Below are 19,244 nucleotides of genomic sequence, written 5' to 3' on the forward strand. Positions count from 1 at the left end.
GGCTAAGCATGCGCCATACTTCCATACTAGTCAACATTGAATCCGAATGCTATGCATTGTCCAACAGCCGGGCGCATCCCAATGGTGCGCAATATGAGGGAGGAAGTCTTATGCGTCAGACTTGGCGTTGGTTTGGTCCAAAGGACCGCGTAAGCATCGACGATATGATGCAAGCCGGTGTAGAAGGCGTTGTTTCGGCCCTGCATCACGTTGCCACCGGGGCGGTCTGGACGCCCGCAGATATCGCGCAGCGGCATCGGGAAATCAGCATGCGTAGGGATGGGCGGCCATCCACATTGACATGGGATGTGGTGGAATCGTTGCCTGTGTCAGAGGATATCAAAAAGCAAAAAGGCGATTGGAAGACGCATATTGAGAATTGGAAAATCTCGATGCGGAACCTGCGCGCCTCTGGCATCGAAGTGCTGTGCTATAATTTCATGCCGGTGCTGGATTGGACGCGCACGGATCTTGCATGGGAACGTCCCAACGGCGCGCGGTGTATGAGATTTGATCTGATCGACTTCGCGGCGTTTGATCTGTTCATATTATGCCGCAAAGGGGCGCAGGAGCAGTTCCCGGAAGCGGTCGTTGCCGCCGCGAAGCAGCGCTTTGCCCAGATGGATGACGCGCGCAAACAGCAGCTTGCGGGCAATGTGGTGTTTGGCCTGCCCGGCGCCGCCGAGACATTCACCCTAGAGGATGTCAAAGACCATCTGGCAGAGTATAACGACATATCAGAGGCACAGCTGCAGTCGAATTTGATCGACTTTTTGGCCGAGGTCGCTCCGGTTGCGCAAGACATCGGGATGCGCCTGTGCTGCCATCCAGATGATCCGCCCTTCCCATTGCTGGGCTTGCCGCGGATCGCGTCAAGCGAAGCGCATTACAGGAAATTTCTGGATGCGGTGGACATGCCTGCGAATGGCGTGACCCTATGCACTGGTAGTTTGGGGGCGCGGCCCGACAATAATCCGGTTGAGATTTTCAAAGGCTTGGCGGATCGGGTGCATTTCTTGCATCTGCGCAATGTTGCGATCGAAGGCTCTGCCGTAATGAACTCGTTTTATGAAGACGAACATCTGTCGGGTCATACCGATATGGTGGCGATGGTGCATGCGATCGTTGCTGAAGAAGCCCGCCGCAAAGCGGCCGGACGTACCGATTGGTCGATTCCGTTCCGCCCCGATCACGGCCAAGATATCTTGGATGATATCGGGCGTGAGGCGCAGCCGGGATATCCGGCGATTGGCCGCCTGAAAGGTCTGGCAGAGCTGAGAGGGCTGTATCGCAGTTTTGAACATCCGCTTGTGACACGGTCGGGGGCATGATGCGGCTGACATCGCTGGCACAGGTGCCACAGAATATGCGCCCGGGTTATATGCCCGACGATCATGGTGTTGGGATTGTGCATCTTGGGCTTGGCGCCTTTCATAAGGCACATCAAGCCGCGCTGACCGATAGGGCACTGGCAGCGGCGGGCGGAGATTGGCGCATCCTTGGTGTGTCGCTACGCTCTGCTACGGCGGCGGCGCAGCTGCAGCCGCAAAACGGTCTGTATACGCTGATGGCCAAAGGGGTTGAGGGCACGTCAACCAAGGTGATCGGCGCTGTGGCCGATGCTATTTGCGCGGCGCAAGATCCCGAACCCACGTTGGTGGCGATGGCATCGCCACACACCAAGATCGTATCGCTGACCGTCACCGAAAAGGCCTATGGGTTGGACCGCGCGGCGAAAGGATGCGATTGGACGCATCCGTCGGTGGCGGCCGATTTGCAAACGCCGCATGCGCCCCATGGTGTTTTGGGGTTGATTGTTGAGGCCTTGCGCCGGCGTCGCGCGGAAAAATTGGCGCCGTTCACAGTGCTGTGCTGCGATAACCTGCCCGATAATGGCGTGCTGCTGCGCGGCGCCGTGATCGCCTTTGCCGACCGTATCGACCGTGACCTAAGCGCATGGATTGCAGCCCAGGTCGCCTTTCCCTCTACGATGGTTGATCGGATTACACCCGCGGCCACACAGGCCAGTTTGACACAGGCTGCGGCATTGATCGGTGCCGATGATCATGCAGCGGTTGAAACCGAAAGCTTTTGTCAGTGGGTGATTGAGGACAATTTTCCGCAAGGCCGTCCCGCGTGGGAGGCCGCCGGGGTGATTTTCACAGATGATGTCGCCGCGTTTGAAGCAATGAAGCTGCGGATGCTGAACGGCAGTCATTCGATGTTGGCCTATGCCGGGTTTCATGCCGGATTGGCCTATGTTCGTGATGTGATGGCTGACGTGGATCTTTCGGTGCTGGTGCGGCGCCATTTGCGCGCGGCGGCGGCCACCTTGCCACGGATACCGGGCATGGATTTGGCGCAATATGGCGCGGCTTTGGCACAGCGGTTTGAAAACCCTGCCATCGCGCATGAAACGTTTCAAATCGCGATGGATGGAACTGAGAAAATGCCGCAGCGCATTTTTGGGGCTGCGATTGCGGCCCGCAAGGCAGGCAGTGATACCCGTCCCTTTGCATTCGCAACGGCGGCATGGATGCGCCACATCAGTGGGTCGACACATGATTGCGCGGCCTATGTGCTGCGCGATCCGTGCGCGTCAGAGCTAATGGCGCTGGCGCATGGGAAAACGGCAAAGGCCATAGCCCGCGCTGTGCAAACCCATCAGATTGTGCCACAGCATCTGTCCCAAGATCAGAAATTCTGGGACGTCGCCGAAGGGATCTTGGACGATATGCTGTGCTATCCCATGGCCGTTGTCCTGGCCAATGAGGCGTCGGGCCTGCCCGCGTCGTAAGACAGGCTTTGCTGATGTTTGCAGGGGGCGGTTGGCGCCGCCCCCTGCCGCGTCTTATGCGCTGGGCGTAAAGTGCGCCGCTGCGCTATGGCCCGACGCAAAGTTGCGAGCGCGCAAGAACGTCCTGCCCAATCTCTGCCGAAAAGGCGCGAAATCCCAATGTGTCGACCATGATCACGCGGTAGGTTGGGTTGCCCGATGCCCAATCGGGTGTTGCCGCGTCGATATCTGCCACGAAGCGATGCGAACAAGCCTGACCAGAGCTAAAGGCGATCCCCTCCGGCGATGTGCCCGCCAGCGGAATATGGATATGGCCAAACACGATGTGGCGGATCCCGGCAGGATGGGCGGCCAGCCGGGCCACCATCCGCCCTTCGTCATGCAGGCCGATATCGCGGAAATGCCGGAGGCCGTCTGCGACCGGCGGGTGATGAACAAAAATGGTTGGTGGCAACGCGCCTGCTGTGTTCAGCGCGTGATCCAAAAACGCCATCCGGTCTGGCCCAAAGACACCGCCCACCACACCTGCCGCATGCGTGTCCAGAAAGATAAGCCTGCCAAAATCCGTATCTTGAAAGCCCTGAATGAACCCGTTTTCATCGCGTGGATGGTCCGGGAATGCGGCGATAAAATTCGGGCGGTCATCGTGATTGCCCAGCAGTAGGCGCACCGGACAGGGGACAGGGGATAGAATGTCTTGCAGCAGCGCGTAGGCCTCTGGATCGCCGTGATTGCACAGATCGCCTGTCATCACCAACAGATCGGCATCGGCGTGGCGGGCCATGATATCTTGGATAGCGGCGCGCAGTTGGGTTTCTGGGTTCATGCCATAGGCCAAAACGCCCGGCGCCATAAGATGCGTGTCTGTCAGCTGAATGATCTTCATATTACCCTCAAAACGTCAAGGATGCGAGGGACACCGCCCCCGCATCCTGTGGTGGTGATCATGGATAGATCAGTTCATCAATGTGTCTGTCGCCGCGACAATCTGTGCCAGCCCGTCTTCGGGGGAGACTTCGCCGCGTGCGACGGTGCCAATGATGTCACGCTGCGTGCGCCAGATACGGACAGAATCGCCGCCGGGATACCCCGCCCAGGGAAGCGATTTATCCGCCTGTTCAGACGCGGTTTTGACATTTGGATGCTCGGCATAATAAGGGGCCAAATATTGTTCACCCGTCGCATTTTTATTGGTTGGAAGGTAGCCGGTGATCCGCACGATCACATCTTGTGCCTGCGGCCCGGTGATCCATTTCAGATAGTCCCACGCGGCGGCTTGTTTCGCGCTGTCCTGGGTCAAAATCACGGCAGAGTTGCCACCGGTGGGCACGCCACCATTGACCTTGTCATCCAGTGGGAAAGTGGCAGTAGCCAAAGTAAAGCGATCGCCAACCAGACCCTCGATTGTCTGAACATGGGCGGGGGTTGATACCATGAACCCGGTTTTGCCCGCTCCGAATTGTTGGCGGGCTTGATCCCAATCCAGTGTCGGCGCGCCGGCTTCGGTCACCATCTGGCGCACCATCTTCAGCGCGTTCAGGCCGATGTCATTGTTAAAGGCAACTTTGCCGGTGGCCGGATCGACCAGGCTGCCGCCTTGTTCAAAGATCAGCGCCTGCCACAGCCAATCATCGGGCCAGCCCGAAATGTCATAGGCCATGCCGGCAACATCTGGATGTGCTTCATGGATCTTTTTGCCCAACGCGATCAACTCTGGCATCGTGTCGGGCATGTTTTGCGGATCGGCCCCGGCCTGTTCGACCAGTTGCGCATTGATGAACAAGATCGGCGAAGATGCATTGACCGGCAGGCCATATTGCACACCATCAACCTGGCCCAATGCGGCCATATTAGGCGTGTAATTTGCATCCAGAAACTCCTGGCCGCCTTCGGCCGCAATAAACGGGCCAAGATCGGTGATCTGACCACGCGGGGCCAATGTATTTACCAGCTCTGCGGTCAGGTTATAGCCGGAGAAATAGACATCGGGCAGCTCGCCGGTGACGGCCGCGCGCAGCACCTGTGCCTGCCCATCGGTATAGTTGGCTGCAGGGGCCAGGAAATTGATCTTAACACCGGGGTTATTTGCCTCAAATGCCTCCGCCAATGGTTGGTGGAATTTCGTGAAGCCCGGCATATTATACAACACATTCAGCGTCACATCTTCGGCAAGGGCAGGAAGGCTAAAGCCAGCCAAGGCAACGCCGGCAGCAAATCCGCGCAGCATGAAACGACGGTTCGGTTTCATCGGTATCTCCGAAATGGTGGGAAAAGAGGGAAGGAGGAGAAGAGCCAAGGTCATTTGACCCCGCTCATGGTGATGCCCGCGATGAATTGTTTGCGGGCCAATAAGAAGCAGATGACGATAGGGGCGGTGATCAGGGTCGCCCCGGCCATCAATGCACCGTAGTTCGCGCCGGTTTCGGCATCGGAAAAGAACAACATCCCCAGCGGTGGCGGTGCCAGCTCGGTTTTTGTGATGACGATCATTGGCCAATACAGATCGTTCCAATGCGCCACGATAGAGAATACAGCAAAGGCCGATAGCGCTGGCAACGAGCCGCGCAAGACCAGGCCCCAGCAAATGTCCATCTCGGAAAACCCGTCCATCCGGGCCGCATCGATGATTTCATCAGGGTAAGAGCGGAACGATTGATGAAACAGGAAGATGGCAAAAACCGATACGAAAAACGGCGCCATCATCGCGAAATAGGTATTAAGCATCTGCGCCTTGGCCAGGCCGACGAAAAGCGGCAGTGCCAGCGCCTGCATCGGCACGCAAAGGGCGGCGATGACCGTGGCGAGCAGCAGCCTGCGGCCGGGAAAGCGCAGCTTGGCCAGCGCATAGGCACATGGAACTGCCGTAACCACCTGCACCAATAAGATCCCGGCGCATACGATCACCCCATTCAGCATGAACCGTGCCATCGGCACCGAGGTCGCGGCCTGCGTAAAATTCTCGGCTGCGGCAAGGGTCTTGGGGATCGGCCACAACGTCAGGTCAAAGACCTCTGCGGGGGGGCGGATCGCGGTCAGGCCCATCCAGTAGAACGGCAACAGCATGATCCCTGCGCCAAGCGTCAACACCATATGTGGAATATATCGGGTCACAGACATCAGTAATGGACTTTCTTTTCCAGATGCAGCGTCTGACCAATCGACAAGACCAGCACGATCAGTAAAAAAATCAGGGTCAGCGCGGCGGCATATCCGGTGTTGGAATAGTCGAACCCCTCAAGATAAAGCGCATACAAAAGGGTTTCAGACCCGGCTCGGCCCTTGGTCAGCACGGCCACCGTTTCAAACACTTTGAATGCAGTGATGGATGTGGTGACAGTGACGAACATTGTGGTCGGCCCCAGCAGCGGCCATGTCACGGTGAAAAAGCGGTCAATCGGGTTTTTGGCGCCGTCCAGCCGCGCGGCCTCTTGCAGGTCCTGCGGGATCGCGGTCAGCCCGGCCAGAAACAGCACCATGTTGAACCCGATCACCTGCCATATGCCGATCATCGCAAGGGTCGGTATCAACAGCGACGGATTGCCAAGGAACGAAACGGGCGCCGCACCAAAGAAGGAGATGACGGCATTCACCGGCCCTAATGTAGGATGCAGCAGGAATTGCCACACGGTCGCCATCGCAACCAGTGTCGCCGTGACGGGCAGGAAATAAGCAAATTCCCAAAAGCCCCGGCTGCGTTTGCGAGCATGCACCAAAAGGGCCACACCCAAGCCGCCGAAAATCCCGCAGGGAATAACGATCAGCGCATAAAGGACGGTGTTCCACAGCGCACGCATAAAGACCGGATCGGCAAAGGCGGCGGTAAAATTGTCAATTCCGACAAAATTCCAGCGCAGCGCACCCAATGTATAATCAGTGACCGAAAACCCGCCCAACATGATCAGCGGCAAAAGATAGATCAGCACTAAAAGCAGGCTGGCGGGGGCCGCAAACAGCAGCCCCTTGCGCAGCATGCGGGCTTCGCGCGGGGTGGTGGTGGCGCGGCGTTTGGCCACTGCGGTGCTATGTTGAATGTCGGCCGTGCTCATGCTGCAACCTGCTGGCAGGCTTGGGTGCGGCAGCGATTGCCATCCGCGTCGAACACATGTGCGGCACGCGCGTCGATCCCAATCTGCATGTGATCGCCCACCGCCGGACCGGGCGTTGGGGCCGATTGGCGCAAAGTGACCCGCTGAGTGTCATCGTCGCAAAGCGCACAGGACACAAAGCGATCCGCGCCGTGGTTTTCACAGCGCAGAACCGTTAGGCGCAGCCCTTGCGGCGCGTCATGCAGACCCTCCGCCCTTACGCCCAATGTGACCGGCCCGCGTGCTGTAGTGGTCAGGCCGATGTCATGCCCAAAAACCCGCACACGGCCAGCGCCATCAGCTTCGGCGGGTAAAAGATTAATCGTGGGGGAACCAATGAATCGCGCCACCGTCAGCGTCGCCGGCGCGTGATACAGCTGATCGGGCGTGCCGACCTGTGCGATCTGCCCGCCAGACATCAACGCAATACGATCTGACATGGTCATCGCTTCAATCTGATCATGGGTGACATAGATGAAAGTAGCGCCTAGGCTTTTGTGCAGGCTGACCAGCTCTTCGCGCATATGGGCGCGCAGCTTGGCGTCCAGATTCGACAAGGGCTCATCCATCAAAAAGGCGGCCGGGTTGCGCACAAGCGCGCGGGCCAAGGCGACGCGCTGGCGTTGCCCGCCGGACAGCTGACCGGGTTTGCGATCCAGCAAGGCCGAGATTTGCAGACTGTCAGCCGCCTCTGCCACCGCTGTATCAATGGCGCGGCGTAACGGCGCAGGCGTCAATAGCTTGCCAATCAGAGGCAGGCGCTGACGCAAGGACAGCTGCCGCATTCGCAGGGGCGTGGCGATGTTTTGGCGCACGGTCATATGCGGATAAAGCGCGTAGGATTGAAACACCATCGCAAGGTTGCGGTCGCTGGGGTCGTCCTGCGTTACATCAACGCCACCGATGTGAACCTGCCCCTCAGTCGGGCTTTCAAGCCCGGCGATCACCCGCAGCAATGTGGATTTTCCGCATCCCGACATGCCAACCAAAGACACAAATTCACCCGGTTCGATGGTCAGGTCGATCCCTTGCAGAACATGTGTGGTGCCGAACCCTTTCGTGATATGACTAAGCTGAATGGATTGGGGCACGTTTGGGACTCCTTGGTCAAAATTCTCCTGTGCCTTTGGCGGTTAAATGTGACCCATTGAATACGGCCAGATGAAGCTTTGATGACGTGTGGCTGATGGCGGTGGGCGGGTGCGTTCGGGCGCTGGTTGCGCGGCGCTTTGCGCGCATTCACATGACAAAGGGCAAGTCGTAGGTCCGCCCTTATATCGATATTTTTCAATGAGATGGATTTATGATTGGCATGATTGAACACGGCCCCTGCAACCGTCAGGCCGAGGGGCATGCATTCTTCGCAAAGGGCGTTGCGGGTTTAGTAAATCCCGTCCGTCCTGCAGTTGATATGCAGCTCTGGCACAGAGGTGGTGTTGGACAGTGACACCGCCTCCATGACCAAATGTGCGACCTCTTGTGGTTGGGTCATTTGATTGGGGGCGCGGCTGCCGCGCGACGCGGCTTCACCCATGTCTGTCGCGACCAGGCCGGGGCAAATTGCGGTTGCGCGAATGCCATCGTCCCAGCCTTCATGCCGCAAAGCATGGGCAAGCCCGACAGCGGCGAATTTGCTGACCGAATACAGCGCCGATCCTTTTGATGCGACCCGCTTTCCAGATAGCGATCCAAGGATGATCACCCGCCCGCGGCCACAGGCCTGCAACGCGGGCCACGCGGCCATCGCAAGGCGGCGTGGCCCGCGCAGATTGACCTCCAGCAACATGTCCACCTCTGCCTCGGTGGCGGTGACGATTGACTGGTCGGTGAACAGGCCCGCGCTGGCCACAACAGCATCAATGCGGCCATATTGGTCCATCACCGCCTTGGCCCAGGCGGCTTCGGCGGCGCGATCCGTCGCATCATAAGCAAAGCTGCAAGCTTGCGCCATATCCACACCTGCGGGGGCAGGGGTACCATCACGCAGGCCAAGGGCGACATGCCAGCCGCGCTTTTGGGCGGCGCGGGCAATATCTGCGCCAATGCCACGGCTGCCACCGGTCAACATCATTACGGGTCTGTCGATCATGGAAATGTCCTTTGCGGATGGGTCAGTAGGCCAAAGACGGCAGCCAAAGTGTCAGTATTGGGAACACGATTAAGATCATCAATGTCAGCAGATCCATCAGCAAGAACCATGTTATGCCCTTGAAAATCTCTGGCAAGGTGACGGCATTGTTCAGCGCCCCGTTGATCATATAGACATTCAGCCCAATCGGGGGGGTGATCAGCCCGATCTCCAGCAATTTCACGATGATGATCCCGAACCAGATCGGGTCGATCCCAGTGGCTTGCACCAGTGGCACCAAAATCGGCAGGGTCAGCAGCAGCAAACCGATGGAGTCGATCAACATCCCCAACACCAGATAAATGACCGCCACGGCAAACAAGATCCACCATGTATCAGAGCTGACAGACAGGATTGCATTGGAAAATGCCGTTGGCAGGCCCGACAGTGCCAGGAACCGGGTGAAGAACAAGGACCCGATCAAGATGATAAAGATCGACCCGGTGGAGATAACGGCCTGTGTTACGGCCTCTTTCACCGCGCGCCATGTCAATGTGCCGCGCAGGGCGCTGATGACGGCGGCAAAGAACGCCCCTAATGCGCCGGCTTCGGTCGGCGAAAATGCGCCCGAAAAAATCCCACCCAGCACCAATAAGATCAACGTTGGCAAGGGCCAGACATCGCGTAGGGCGGCGCGGCGTTCGGCATCGGTTGGGGGCGGGGGTGCGTCCCCTGCCAGGCTTGGGTTCAATTTCACACGGATCACGATCATCGCCATATAGATCAGCGCGGACAGGATGCCGGGGATGAAACCTGCCATGAACAGTTGCCCCACCGATACCTGCGCATACACGCCATAAAGGATCAGCAAAACCGATGGTGGGATCAGGGATCCCAACGTGCCCGACGCCGCGATCGTACCGGTGGCCAGCCCCCGGTCATAGCCTTGTTTCAACATCTCGGGCACAGCCATCCGCGACATGGCAGAGGCGGTGGCTACGGATGATCCCGATGCGGCGGCGAAAAACGCACAGGCCCCGACAGAAGTGATCGCCAACCCTCCTGGAAGACGCGCCAGATACAGCCGTAATGACAAGAACAGCCCGCGTGTCATATCCGTGGCCGAACAGATGAATCCCATCAAAAGAAACATCGGCGCGGCCGATAGCTCCCATTGGCCGACATAATCAAATGGCGTCGCAGAAATCATTCCCCATGCGACATTCATATTGAACATTTGCGCGATGCCGACAATCGAAACCAGCCCCAGTGACAGGCCGATTGGTACGCGGATAGCGATCAGCAGAAGGGCGACGATTGTGCCGATAACGCCGATATCAAGGTTGCTCATGTGGTTTTATCCCTGTTCGGCAATCACAGCGCGCGACGGGTCGCAACGGATTTCAAAAGGTTGGATAGGATGGCCAGCCAAATCCCGGCAAACCCTAAAGGCAGTGCCCATCGCGCGGGCCAGATATAAAAGGTGTAATTGCTCATGGCTTCTTCGGATCGGGCCGTCGCGCTGATCGCATCTTGCAGGGTTTGCCAGCCCAACATGCCAAAAAAGATCAGGCCCAAGGTGCAGGCAAAGACATACAGGCCCAGTTGCACCGCATGTGGCATCATTTGCGCGAACAGATCCACGCGAATATGTTCGCCGCGCAATTCGACATAACCCAGCGACAGGAAAACAATTACGACCATGTAATAGTAGGACACGATTTCTAAAGTCCCGATCAGTCGTCCGTTAAAGAAGAACCGCAGCGCGACATCGGCGGTGATATGGCCCATCATCAACAGCATGAACAGGCATGCAAACATCATGATGGCACGGTTGATCCAATGTATCAGGCTTTGCATTGCGGTGCTCCTGTCAGGGGAAAAAAGGCGGGGTCAACACACAACCCCGCCGCACTGGTTAATTAACACCATAGGTTGTTGGATCGATGTCCGCGAAAAGATGCGACATCGCAAGCGCGGTCAGCGCGTCTTCATCCGTGGGATCGACATCGGCCAGCAGCGTAGTCCATTTGTCCATCGTGGCGCGGAAATCGTCGATTGTGGCCTGGGCATTGGTCAGGCCATAGGTCTCACCTGCTTTGTCATAGACTTCGGCCAGAGTTTTGGCGCGAAACGCTTCAACCGACGCTTTCAGGTCGGCGTCTGGTTCATAGACATTGCCGCCCTGGTCTTTCGCGGTTGCCAGCGCACTTTCGGCCTGAGCGGAATAGTTGATCACAAGGCGGGCCATTGATCGGGCCGAGGCCTGCATCAGCACGGCGCGCTGATCGGCGGTCAGCCCGGACCAGAATTGCGGGTTATAGCCCCAGTTCGGGCCGGACCAATACATCCCGGTGGGCAGCAGCGTCGTATGTTCGGCCACTTCCATCAGGGATCGGTCGACAAGGTCATTGGCGGCATTGGTCGCACAATCCAGCGTGCCGCGTTCCAATCCGGTATACATCTCAGATGATGGCACATTGACCGGGATCCCGCCCGCCTCTTCGACCCACTGCGACACGGCCGAACCTGCAGTGCGGATGCGCTTGCCCTTCAATTCTGCCAGATTGCGCACAGGCTGTGCACACATCAAGATATATGGCGGGGTGGCATAGGCACCCAGATATACAACGCCCTGATCGCGCCATTCCTGCAATTGTGTGGTGTTATGCATGGAGAAATCGGCTACGGCAAAAATCGCGGCAAGCGGATCGGAGTAATTGAAGCCAAGCTCTTGCACCGCATTGGCAACCGGCAGGTCTGAGGGTGTGTAGATCGCCGCATGGTGCCCGACCTGCACGACATTATCGCGAATGCCTTGCAATGCAGCGCGCGGTGCAAGCAATACAGTGCCGGTATAGACTTGCGGTGTCAGATCGCCATCTGACAGATCTTTCACAATATCAGCCCATTCAGTATAGCCGTATTTCGCCAACGGGTGCGCCGCATCATAGAATGTATTCGCGATAAAGCTGGTCTGCGCCATCGCGGGTTGCGCCAACAAACCTGCCAGCAGCGTCGAGGTCAGGAATTTTTTCATCATTCGTCTCCGTGTTGGGCTGCGGCGGGTTCAGGCCCACCGCTGTTAAATGTGTTACAGGCTTGCGGCTTTTTTGATCGCGCGGCCGCCTTGCATGATCAGGGGCATATGCGCGCCTTGATGGGTCAGCAGATCAAGGTTTTCCAAGGGATTGCCATCGACTGCGATGATATCGGCATGGGCGCCGGGTGCGATCACACCCACCTGACCTTCCATGCGCAGCACTTTGGCGGCATCGACCGTGGCCGAGCGGATCACGGCATCTGCCGGAATATAGCGCCCGCGCAAGGGGAATTCGCCCGATTGTTCGGTTTGCATCCCACCCAACAGGTCAGAACCATAACCCATCGTCACACCGGCTTCGTGCAGTTTCACAACCCGCTCCAGCCCGGCTTCGCGCACATCGGCAACCTTGGCCACCGATTCCGGCGGCAGGCCAAATTCGGCGCCTTTACGCGCCAAAAGATCATAGGTGATATTGGTCGGCACCACGAAAGCACCTTCGCGGGCGACGCGCTGGATCGTTTCATCTCCGATCAGATTGCCATGTTCAATGCAGGTGATCCCGCAATCAAGCGCGCGGATGATGGCGGTGTCATCATACAGATGGGCAGAAACATAGGTGCCAAAGCCCTTGGCGATTTCTACCAACGCTGTCAGCTCTTCGACCGAGAAGACAAGATATCCGATCGGATCCGAGGGAGAGGAGACGCCGCCATCGGCCATGACCTTCAGGAATTGCGCGCCGTTTTTTAGCTCTTCGCGGGCGGCTTGCATCAACGCGGGCTTGCCATCACAAATCCGACCCAACGTGCCCAGCGTCTGCGCATACCAGCTGACATCGCGGTTGTCATAGGGACCGCGGTAATCGGTATGGCCGCCGGTTTGGCTTAGCGCCTTGCCGCAGATCACCAACCGGGGCGCGGTAAAATACCCGTCTTCGACGGCTTGTTGCAGCCCACGGTCCGCGCCGCCCAGATCACGCACGGTGGTAAAGCCCCGCATCAGCATGTCGCGCATCAAATGCGACGCTTTGGCCGCAACCAAGGACGATGGCAAAGCAGCATTGGCGCCCAGATTGGCTGTGGTGGCGATTGTGTGGACATGACAGTCAATCAGGCCCGGCATCACCGTCAGCCCATTTAGATCCAGCTCAGGCGCGGCGGAAAAGGACAGGTTGGCCCCCAGATCGCAGATACGGCCGTCTTCAATAGCGATTTGCATCGGGTCTGTGGGGGCGGGGGAAGTGCCGTCGACGATACGGGCGTTTTTAATCAATAAGCGGGTCATGGGGCAGTCCTTTTGTATATTAGATCAGCGCGGGCGCCAGGGTTTGCGCAATCAGCGTCATGTCGTGCATGTCATCGGTGCAATAGGCGTCGCGTTCGGCATTCAGCGACAGCACGCCCACGCAGCGGCCCGCCCACAGGACGGGAGCGCAGGCGCAGGCCTCGCACCCTTTGGACAAGATCAGCTCGGCATCGGGGAAGGCCCACAGCACATCTTCGCGTGAATTCCCCAGCCAAGGCTGGCCACCATCCAGCACCACGCGGCCCCAATCTGTCAGCCCCATGGGTTTGAGGGCGCCGATTGGGTAATCTGGCTCAGAGCTGTGCATGCGCATGACATTCCCGGTGCCCGGCAGATCCTTTAAAACCGTCAGAAACCGAAAGCCAAACCGTTCGGCACAGGCGTCTTGCACTGCGCGAAACACTGTTTGGGGTTGATTGGCTTGCGCCTGCGCGGTCAGTAAGGCGGCAAGGTCGATCCGTTGTGTCATGATCTTATCCATAGAAGTAATTGGGCAGCCAAAGCGCGATTTCGGGGAACATGGCCAGCAAGACAACACCCAGCAGCATCAGGGCGAAGAACGGAAGCGCTGCACGTGCGACATACCCGATTGAGCGGCCAGAGATGCCTTGCAAAACAAACAGGTTGAACCCCACTGGCGGTGTGACCTGCGCCATTTCAACCATTAACACCAGATAGATGCCGAACCAGATCGGATCGAACCCGGCCTGCAATGCCAGCGGTAGCGAGATAGGCAGGCTCATCACCACAATCGAATTGCCATCCAGGAAGAAGCCAAGCCCCAGATAGAACAGCGATAGCACGATTAGCAGCCCCCAAGGCGGTAGCTGTAATGCCGCGATGCCGGCGGCGACATCTGCGGGGATATGCAAATAGCCAATCGCGGTGGACATGAATGCCGCCGTGATCAGGATGGAACACACCATTGTGGATGTTCGCAACGCTCCCATCAATGTGTCTTGCAGCAATGCCAGTGACAATTGACGGGTCAGCGCGGTGATGGCAATTGCGGCAATCACGCCTACGGCCGCAGCTTCTGACGGGGTAGCGATCCCGGTATAGATTGAGCCCAGCACAATCGTCATCAGCACAACCAGCGGCGCCAAATCCACAAGCGCGCGTAAAAAGTCCATCACTGAACGTTTTTCTCGTGCGGCGGGCACCAGCCCGGGCGTTAGCTTGGCGCAGATCATAATATAGCCGGAATAGAGCGCAGTGATCATCAGCCCCGGCAGCACACCGGCGGCAAACAGGCGTGAAATCGACTGCTCGGCCAGGATCCCATAGACGATCATCACGATTGACGGCGGGATCAGCAGGCCAAGGCTGCCGGCTCCGGCCAATGATCCCAGCGATAGCTGCTCATCATAGCCGCGTGTGCGCAATTCGCGTGTTGTAATCCGGCCCACGGTGGCGGTGGTGGCGGGCGACGACCCTGATACAGCAGCAAACAGTGTGCAGCCCAGCACATTGGTATGCAGCAACCTGCCGGGGATATAATCGACAAAGGGCGACAACCCCCTGAACAGCCGGGTCGAAATATCGGTGCGGAAGATGATTTCGCCCATCCAGATAAACATCGGTATGGCCGATAGCTCCCAGCTGGAGGAATAGCGATACAAGATATTTGCTGCGATGGAGCCAATACGCGACAGGTCCATCCCATGCAGGAAAAATAGTGCAGAGGCGGCCACCAACGCAAGGCTGACAAATACCCAGACCCCAAGGCCCAGGAATAGTAACAAAAAGGCCAAAGTGGCGGCCGCGGTCAAAAACGTGTCCATAACAGTCTTTCAGAAAAATCTGCGATTATTCGACCGGGGTGGTCAGCGGCGTCTGCGGCGCGGGGGAGGGATGGCCGGTGATATGGCGCAACCCATGGGACAACGCCGCAAGCGCAAAAAGACATAGGCCGACCATCATCGCACCCTCTGGGATCCATGTCGGAACGGCCGCCACGGAGGATGACACGGTACCGCGCGACCATGCGCGTGCCACACGGATCCAAAACATCCATGCTAGCCCTGCTGACCCGGCACTGGCCACAAGGGCCGCGCCGGCGGTCAGCAGGTCTTGCGCGCGGATCGCCAATCGATCCAGCACCAGCCCGACGCGGATCAGATCACCGTGTTCCATGACGTAGCCCAGTGACCAGACCACGCAGATACAAATCGCATAGCCGACGAATTCATCCAACACGAAGGTGGATGTGGCGAACAGGCTGCGTAAGATGATCTCATAGGCGATATGGCCCACCATATAGACCAATGCGCAGGCCGCGATCACAGCGGCGAGCCGCGACAAAAGATAGACGCCGGAATAAAAGCAGCTCATGGCGGGGTCTCCGTGATCGGACGAAAGAGAAGATGCGGACGGCGAGGGTTCGACCGCCCGCAAGTCAGGGGAGTAACGGGGGCTAGCGGGCGGAATACGCTTCCATGATGGTCTGTGCCCGCGCACCGGTTGCGGTGATCCAATCATCAATAAAGGGCTGGGCCGCAGCGGTTAGATCCGCTGAGAACTGAGGCGAAATCTCTGCCGTCACGGTCATGCCATTGTCGCGCATCGTGTCGAAATCCTGCGCTGTGGCATCAGACAGCAGATCCCAGCCCAAGGCCTCGGCTTCAGTCGCGGCCTCTTTCACCGCGGCTTTTTGATCCGGTGTCAGATCCTCCCAAGCATCGCGGTTCACATGGATGCCTTGCAACGAGGAGGCATAGTTCACATTGGTGAAGTCAGATTGCTGTTCCCACATCTGCACACCGACACCGCCATTGGGCGAGGTCAGCACGGCGTCAATCGCATTGGTCGACAATTGCGCTGGCACATCGGCCCAGGAAATCTGGATCGGGAAGGCGCCGGCATTTTTCATCGTCTCGGTCGAGGCTACGTCATATGTGCGCACCTTCACGCCGTCCAGATCAGCGACCGATGTGAAAGGTTTATTGCCCCATAGACCCGATGACGGCCAGGGCGTCGCCAACAGCAGGATCTGGTTGTTGTCTTCCAGAACCTTCTCATACTCTGGCTTTGCCAGCATATACAAATCGTGGACATCTTGTGATGTTGGGGCAAGGAAGGGCAGGGAGGATAGCTGGAAAATCGGGTCGATACCGGTCCAGAATACAAAAGCTGACGATGCGGCCTGTAGCGCACCATCCCCCACGGCATCGAAATGATCCACGCTTTTATATCCAAGTGCAGCGCCGTGATGCACGGTGACCTCGATTGCTCCATCGGTTTTTTCGGTCACAGCTTTGGCAAAGAAATCGGCCGTCTGTCCTTGCAGCGATCCTACCGGGTATTCGCTGGACAGATCCCATGTGCCGGCTACAGCCGGCAGGGCGGCGGCCAGGCCAAATGCGGCGACGGTGCTTATAAGCGCTGTGAGTTTCATATAGTCGTCCCTGATATGGCCCGCTTGGGCGGGCGTTCGTATGGATGTGCGCGCAAAACCGCAGAAGCAATTTACGAACAGCTTTGATTGCATCATGCAATCAGCGCTGTTCGTAAATCAACATGTTTGTCGACAATTTCTGCGATAAACGCGAAGAAATAGACTGCGTGGCGTAGCAGGAAGGATTTAATTAATTGAATTTATACATTAAATATAAAATCGCCATTTTTAGAGGCAGCTATCGCTGACCGTGGCAGCACGCGCAGAAATGTAGAGCCGCACGCGCTGTCTCAGGCGTTTCGGGCGATCCGCTTCCACAATTCTATTAGCTTGCGGGCCGTATCTGGATCGGAATCGAAGCTTTGGTGCATTGCGATTCCACGTAAGATCGACAGATGCAGTTGCACCTTTAAACCGGCCTCATCATCGTCTACATCGCCGCCAACAAGCCGCACGGTGATCTTGTCGCGATTGCCAATCCAGGTCACCAGAATATCGCGCAGCGCGTGGCCCAGATCATTGTCTTGGCGGGCGGCTAGCATCAGCTCCATCGCCGCGATATAACGCGGGTCAGAGAAGATATTGTCCCATAGCGCATCAATCAATTCATCAACAGTCAGCTGCTCGCGTTCAGGGTCGGAGCCAAACGGGTAGCCATCGCGCCATTCACTGACCAGCAGCTGAAACGCGGCAACCAGCATATCATTGCGGGCAGGAAATTGATGTGTCAGCGCTCCGCGCGATACCTGTGCCTTCTGGGCAATAAGCGTGGTAGAGATTTGTTCGTAGCCCACGTCGATTAACGCCTGAAGCGTGGCTTCGCAGACTTTTGTGCGGGTCTCCAGTGACCGCTCGGCTTGGGTGCGGCGTGGCCGTGGATGTGACTTCGATGTGGCCTCGGCGCTCATAGAGTGTCCAGTATTCGACGGTTTACAAACAGGTCTACCGGTTTTTGACTCGCGTGCAAGAGATATGGGTCATATAGCTCAACTCGCGCGATAGATGCAGCCTCAATTGCGCGGCATGTCGCACTGCACAGCGACCTGCGCAGGCTGCGTTCAGCGTCTCGGACCGCAAAACTCGGGCGCGTCCCTTTGAATAGCCCTTGGTTTGCTAGACGCTTTGCAGCTTCAGTTCTTGCTGCCGCTCAAAATCGATCGGTGACAGCATGCCGTTTCTAACGTGTTTGCGCTGCGGGTTGTAGAAAAAACTCGATGTAATCGAACACGTCTCGGCGCGCTTCTTCACGGGTTTTGTATGTCTTGCGCCAGATCCGCTCGCGTTTGAGCAGGTTGAAGAAGCTTTCCACCACAGCGTTGCCCCAGCTGTTTCCGCGGCGGCTCATGCTCGGCGCGACATTGTGCTGCTCGAGGAACTCCTGCCACTCATAGCCGGTGAACTGGGAACCCTGATCGGAATGCACATAGACCTTGTCCTTTGGCTTGCGCCGCCAGACAGCCATGAGCAGGGCTTGCAGCGATAGCTCGGCATAGGTTCGGCCCTGCATTGACCAGCCGATGACCCGGCGGGAAAACAGATCGATCACGACGGCCAGATAGAGAAATCCCTCATGCGTGCGGATATAAGTTATGTCGGTGATTCAGAACTGGTCCGGTGCATGGACATCAAACTCGCGGTTCAGGGTATTGTCCGCCACGACAGCCGGGCTGCCGCCATAAAACCCTGGCTTCTTTTTGCAACCAATCTGGGCCTTTATCCCCGCCAGACGTACCCGTCGCCAAGCCCGGTTGGGGCTGATGTCTTCACCCATATCGCAAATGTCATCGTGTAGCTTGCGGTAGCCATAGACGTAGCCATAGACCTTGTCACTGTCGTCCCAAGCCTGTTTGATCAGAACAGTCTGGCGCTCGTCTTCCAACGCACGCGGGCTGAGCGGCTTTCCCAGCCAAGCTGAGAGGCCGCTGGGATGAACTTGCAGCATTCGGCACATTGTCCGGACCGCAAAGATCAGCCGGTTCTTCGCAATGAACGCATACCTTACCGGGATTGCCTGACGAAATATGCGGTCTGAATCGCCGCGGGTTTACCGGAGACCTATAGCTTCATTTCACGGGACCATATCGAGCACGTCGCGCTGTGCATAGAAGTTCTGTTCAGCCTCTGCTGGCGGTATGTTTCCGATAGGGCCGAGCAAGCGCCGGTGATTAAACCAATCGACCCAGCCGAGCGTCGCCATTTCCAGATCCTGCATGTTGCGCCATGGACCCTGGCGATGGACCAGTTCGGTTTTGTAGAGACCGTTTATCGTCTCCGCGAGGGCGTTGTCATAGGAGTCTCCCACGCTGCCGAGCGATGGCTCGATGCCAGCTTCGGCCAGACGCTCGGTATAGCGAATGGATAAATATTGCCGGCCGCGGTCCGATTGACACACCAAGCCGCTTTTCTGGACCGGCCGCCGATCATGCAGGGCCTGTTCAAGAGCATCGAGAACAAAGTCTGTCTTGGCCGACCGTGAGACCCGCCAGCCGACGATGCGATCTGCAAACGTGTCGATGACGAAGGCAACATAGACAAAGCCCTGCCAC

The 19,244-nt window shown here is 57.6% G+C and carries 18 protein-coding genes and 1 pseudogene; 2 read left to right on the forward strand and 17 right to left on the reverse strand.

Annotated elements, in window-relative coordinates:
• Positions 1-110 precede the first annotated feature (110 nt).
• The gene (gene uxuA / locus BFP70_RS11980) at positions 111-1,331 is read left to right on the forward strand and encodes a mannonate dehydratase (protein ID WP_066011825.1); all 1,221 of its coding nucleotides are present in this window, start codon (positions 111-113) and stop codon (positions 1,329-1,331) included.
• Positions 1,328-2,797: a mannitol dehydrogenase family protein gene (locus BFP70_RS11985; RefSeq protein ID WP_255356691.1), complete on the forward strand. Its 1,470-nt coding sequence runs from the start codon at positions 1,328-1,330 to the stop codon at positions 2,795-2,797. The genes uxuA and BFP70_RS11985 overlap by 4 nt, the downstream gene beginning before the upstream one ends.
• An 85-nt stretch (positions 2,798-2,882) precedes the next feature.
• Here BFP70_RS11985 and BFP70_RS11990 read toward each other — a convergent pair whose 3' ends face one another.
• The 17 genes and pseudogenes from BFP70_RS11990 to BFP70_RS12070 all read right to left on the reverse strand — a co-directional run.
• Positions 2,883-3,683 (reverse strand): phosphodiesterase, encoded by an 801-nt coding sequence (locus BFP70_RS11990; protein ID WP_066011827.1) that lies wholly within the window; start codon positions 3,681-3,683, stop codon positions 2,883-2,885.
• A 69-nt stretch (positions 3,684-3,752) separates the two neighbouring features.
• On the reverse strand, positions 3,753-5,045 hold the full coding sequence (locus BFP70_RS11995; protein WP_066011829.1) for an ABC transporter substrate-binding protein: 1,293 nt from the start codon (positions 5,043-5,045) through the stop codon (positions 3,753-3,755).
• A 50-nt stretch (positions 5,046-5,095) separates the two neighbouring features.
• Positions 5,096-5,914 (reverse strand): carbohydrate ABC transporter permease, encoded by an 819-nt coding sequence (locus BFP70_RS12000; RefSeq protein WP_141693181.1) that lies wholly within the window; start codon positions 5,912-5,914, stop codon positions 5,096-5,098.
• Positions 5,914-6,843 carry a carbohydrate ABC transporter permease gene (locus BFP70_RS12005; protein WP_066011832.1) on the reverse strand — a complete coding sequence of 310 codons (930 nt, stop codon included), beginning with the start codon at positions 6,841-6,843 and terminating at the stop codon, positions 5,914-5,916. The genes BFP70_RS12000 and BFP70_RS12005 overlap by 1 nt, the downstream gene beginning before the upstream one ends.
• The gene (locus tag BFP70_RS12010; RefSeq protein ID WP_066011834.1) at positions 6,840-7,973 is read right to left on the reverse strand and encodes an ABC transporter ATP-binding protein; all 1,134 of its coding nucleotides are present in this window, start codon (positions 7,971-7,973) and stop codon (positions 6,840-6,842) included. Before BFP70_RS12010 ends, BFP70_RS12005 begins: the two co-directional genes overlap by 4 nt.
• 290 nt (positions 7,974-8,263) lie before the next feature.
• On the reverse strand, positions 8,264-8,971 hold the full coding sequence (locus tag BFP70_RS12015; protein WP_066011836.1) for an SDR family NAD(P)-dependent oxidoreductase: 708 nt from the start codon (positions 8,969-8,971) through the stop codon (positions 8,264-8,266).
• 22 nt (positions 8,972-8,993) lie between these two features.
• Positions 8,994-10,301 carry a TRAP transporter large permease gene (locus BFP70_RS12020; protein WP_066011837.1) on the reverse strand — a complete coding sequence of 436 codons (1,308 nt, stop codon included), beginning with the start codon at positions 10,299-10,301 and terminating at the stop codon, positions 8,994-8,996.
• A gap of 23 nt (positions 10,302-10,324) precedes the next feature.
• Positions 10,325-10,810 (reverse strand): TRAP transporter small permease subunit, encoded by a 486-nt coding sequence (locus BFP70_RS12025; protein ID WP_066011838.1) that lies wholly within the window; start codon positions 10,808-10,810, stop codon positions 10,325-10,327.
• Between the two features lie 58 nt (positions 10,811-10,868).
• Entirely contained in the window at positions 10,869-11,990 is a 1,122-nt protein-coding gene (locus tag BFP70_RS12030) for a C4-dicarboxylate TRAP transporter substrate-binding protein (protein WP_066011840.1), read from the reverse strand.
• Between the two features lie 54 nt (positions 11,991-12,044).
• On the reverse strand, positions 12,045-13,280 hold the full coding sequence (locus tag BFP70_RS12035) for an amidohydrolase family protein (RefSeq protein WP_066011843.1): 1,236 nt from the start codon (positions 13,278-13,280) through the stop codon (positions 12,045-12,047).
• Positions 13,281-13,299: 19 nt separating this feature from the next.
• Complete coding sequence (locus BFP70_RS12040) at positions 13,300-13,770, reverse strand: GAF domain-containing protein (protein ID WP_066011845.1); 471 nt, start codon at positions 13,768-13,770, stop codon at positions 13,300-13,302.
• Positions 13,771-13,774: 4 nt separating this feature from the next.
• Positions 13,775-15,085, reverse strand: coding sequence for a TRAP transporter large permease (locus BFP70_RS12045; RefSeq protein ID WP_066011847.1), 1,311 nt, complete (start codon positions 15,083-15,085; stop codon positions 13,775-13,777).
• Between the two features lie 25 nt (positions 15,086-15,110).
• A complete protein-coding gene (locus tag BFP70_RS12050) occupies positions 15,111-15,635 on the reverse strand; it encodes a TRAP transporter small permease subunit (protein ID WP_066011848.1) in 525 nt (174 codons plus the stop codon).
• An 82-nt stretch (positions 15,636-15,717) separates the two neighbouring features.
• Positions 15,718-16,698 carry a TRAP transporter substrate-binding protein gene (locus BFP70_RS12055; protein WP_066011850.1) on the reverse strand — a complete coding sequence of 327 codons (981 nt, stop codon included), beginning with the start codon at positions 16,696-16,698 and terminating at the stop codon, positions 15,718-15,720.
• Between the two features lie 290 nt (positions 16,699-16,988).
• Entirely contained in the window at positions 16,989-17,606 is a 618-nt protein-coding gene (locus BFP70_RS12060) for a TetR/AcrR family transcriptional regulator (RefSeq protein WP_066011852.1), read from the reverse strand.
• A gap of 205 nt (positions 17,607-17,811) precedes the next feature.
• Positions 17,812-18,730, reverse strand: a pseudogene (locus BFP70_RS21395) (IS3 family transposase); the annotation flags it as partial.
• A 36-nt stretch (positions 18,731-18,766) separates the two neighbouring features.
• Positions 18,767-19,244, reverse strand: a 478-nt coding sequence (locus BFP70_RS12070) for a DDE-type integrase/transposase/recombinase (RefSeq protein WP_141693182.1), incomplete at its 5' end; no start/stop codon positions are given.

It is taken from the genome of Thioclava sp. SK-1 (assembly GCF_001705665.1).
Lineage (GTDB): Bacteria > Pseudomonadota > Alphaproteobacteria > Rhodobacterales > Rhodobacteraceae > Thioclava.

What these genes read in the sequence shown, in the direction of transcription:
- BFP70_RS12030 (WP_066011840.1), bottom strand. Translation starts at nt 11,990, where the DNA reads ATGAAAAAATTCCTGACCTCGACGCTGCTGGCAGGTTTGTTGGCGCAA.
- BFP70_RS12035 (WP_066011843.1), bottom strand. Translation starts at nt 13,280, where the DNA reads ATGACCCGCTTATTGATTAAAAACGCCCGTATCGTCGACGGCACTTCC.
- BFP70_RS12000 (WP_141693181.1), bottom strand. Translation starts at nt 5,914, where the DNA reads ATGTCTGTGACCCGATATATTCCACATATGGTGTTGACGCTTGGCGCA.
- BFP70_RS12015 (WP_066011836.1), bottom strand. Translation starts at nt 8,971, where the DNA reads ATGATCGACAGACCCGTAATGATGTTGACCGGTGGCAGCCGTGGCATT.
- BFP70_RS11990 (WP_066011827.1), bottom strand. Translation starts at nt 3,683, where the DNA reads ATGAAGATCATTCAGCTGACAGACACGCATCTTATGGCGCCGGGCGTT.
- BFP70_RS12025 (WP_066011838.1), bottom strand. Translation starts at nt 10,810, where the DNA reads ATGCAAAGCCTGATACATTGGATCAACCGTGCCATCATGATGTTTGCA.
- BFP70_RS12050 (WP_066011848.1), bottom strand. Translation starts at nt 15,635, where the DNA reads ATGAGCTGCTTTTATTCCGGCGTCTATCTTTTGTCGCGGCTCGCCGCT.
- BFP70_RS12020 (WP_066011837.1), bottom strand. Translation starts at nt 10,301, where the DNA reads ATGAGCAACCTTGATATCGGCGTTATCGGCACAATCGTCGCCCTTCTG.
- BFP70_RS11985 (WP_255356691.1), top strand. Translation starts at nt 1,328, where the DNA reads ATGATGCGGCTGACATCGCTGGCACAGGTGCCACAGAATATGCGCCCG.
- BFP70_RS12060 (WP_066011852.1), bottom strand. Translation starts at nt 17,606, where the DNA reads ATGAGCGCCGAGGCCACATCGAAGTCACATCCACGGCCACGCCGCACC.
- uxuA (WP_066011825.1), top strand. Translation starts at nt 111, where the DNA reads ATGCGTCAGACTTGGCGTTGGTTTGGTCCAAAGGACCGCGTAAGCATC.
- BFP70_RS12045 (WP_066011847.1), bottom strand. Translation starts at nt 15,085, where the DNA reads ATGGACACGTTTTTGACCGCGGCCGCCACTTTGGCCTTTTTGTTACTA.
- BFP70_RS12040 (WP_066011845.1), bottom strand. Translation starts at nt 13,770, where the DNA reads ATGACACAACGGATCGACCTTGCCGCCTTACTGACCGCGCAGGCGCAA.
- BFP70_RS12005 (WP_066011832.1), bottom strand. Translation starts at nt 6,843, where the DNA reads ATGAGCACGGCCGACATTCAACATAGCACCGCAGTGGCCAAACGCCGC.
- BFP70_RS12055 (WP_066011850.1), bottom strand. Translation starts at nt 16,698, where the DNA reads ATGAAACTCACAGCGCTTATAAGCACCGTCGCCGCATTTGGCCTGGCC.
- BFP70_RS11995 (WP_066011829.1), bottom strand. Translation starts at nt 5,045, where the DNA reads ATGAAACCGAACCGTCGTTTCATGCTGCGCGGATTTGCTGCCGGCGTT.